Raw genomic sequence first — 1,371 nt, 5'->3', positions numbered from 1 at the left:
GGTGACTTCGCGTCCACCTGCGCCTTGAGCAGCTCCTTGACCCGCTGGCCAGCCGCGGTGAGACGGTAGCGCAGCTTGCTGCTGCGCGGTGCCTCCGGAAGCGTCCTTTCCAGCACGCCGCTGGCCAGCGCCGGCAACAGATAGGCCTTTCGGAAATGCTCGGCATTCGCCAGCCTCAGCAGGCGCTGAAGTTCCTGGCGTGACAGCTCACGATTCATGGCCGCGACGACCCGGCGTACTTCCGTGGTGACTTCCATGGTGACTTCCCTGGCCGCGCGCCTGCGTGCACCGGCAGCCGGATGACGAAAGCCGTGCGATCGTCGTCGGTCTCGAACAGCGGGGGCGGCGTGCCAGTACCGCCACGTTCAATCAGCCGGCCGCCGTGCTGCTCGATGCACAAGGCAACCTTGTCGTTGCCGACCACTTGGGGGGTCTCRCCGCAAGATCGGTCAGTAACGATGCGGGGGCCCCACCAAGGCGGCGAGATGGCTGCCGATGGCGTAAGGGGCAGCGCCGGAGCCTACTGAGCCCAATCCACGTGCGATTGCGGCACAGACCCCACCAGGGCGGCTGCTAGCCGCTGCGCCTGCCCTCATGACTGCACATGGCTGACCGTCGCCGGGCCGGCGGTCAGTTCACAGGCGGAGTGTTCCCCAAATGCGGGGCGGAAAAATGAACGGTTGCTTCGTCGGGTCGAGGTGGGTGTCGTCGAGGCAGCCAACGAATGTGCCAGGAGTAAACAGGCCTCGCACTGTCAGCGTGAACTGCGCCACGCCTGCACCGCAGCCGGAGCCGAGGATTTCCTGATCGAGAGCGGGCGGCCACGTCACGTAGCCCCCCTCGACCCGTCCGAAATTCACGTGGTTGTCTCGGTCGATCCGGTACCAGCGCCCGCCGACGACCGTGACCCCGCTGCCTCCGATCCCGGCAACGCCGACGCGGTCAATCTTCGCGGTCCAGCTACCGCCGTTGCCGCTCGTGGTCCAGCGATCACATGCGGCAGGGTTCGGGCCACCGTCCAGATAGGGAAGGTTGTCGATCCCGGCGAAGGTCACGCCTTGGGTCACACCGAACACGTCGCTGCCGGCCGACACCTCGTAGCCCGAAAGGCAGGTGTCGAGGGCGAACGCGAAATTTCCGCCGCTGAAAGCGAGGACACCAGCCACGACGGCACTGCGGCAAACGCCTGTACTTTTACCGATGGCGCGCTTGGTCGTTTCCTTGACCGTTTGCATGCCCTCTTCGGTGGAACTCATTAAACCAACGTAGGTGACCATGTCATCTCCTTCGGGTTCGGCATGAGCGGCCGAGGCCATTTGCCTCGAACCGACGCGGCCGCCTGACGTCGGTCAAGCTCACTGACAGTGAAGT

2 protein-coding genes are annotated in these 1,371 nt (G+C 65.1%); both read right to left on the bottom strand.

The annotated features are described in order from the left end of the window. The coding region (locus AC1D2K_RS34695; protein WP_478094973.1) for a Fic family protein at positions 1-257 on the bottom strand (257 nt) is incomplete at its 3' end. 378 nt (positions 258-635) lie between these two features. After that, positions 636-1,277: a hypothetical protein gene (locus AC1D2K_RS34690; RefSeq protein WP_478094971.1), complete on the bottom strand. Its 642-nt coding sequence runs from the start codon at positions 1,275-1,277 to the stop codon at positions 636-638. Between the last annotated feature and the right edge of the window lie 94 nt (positions 1,278-1,371).

It is taken from the genome of Variovorax sp. P1_H12_2, assembly GCF_056405335.1.
This window is presented reverse-complemented; position numbering and strand designations above follow the sequence as displayed.

What these genes read in the sequence shown, in the direction of transcription:
- AC1D2K_RS34690 (WP_478094971.1), bottom strand. Translation starts at nt 1,277, where the DNA reads ATGGTCACCTACGTTGGTTTAATGAGTTCCACCGAAGAGGGCATGCAA.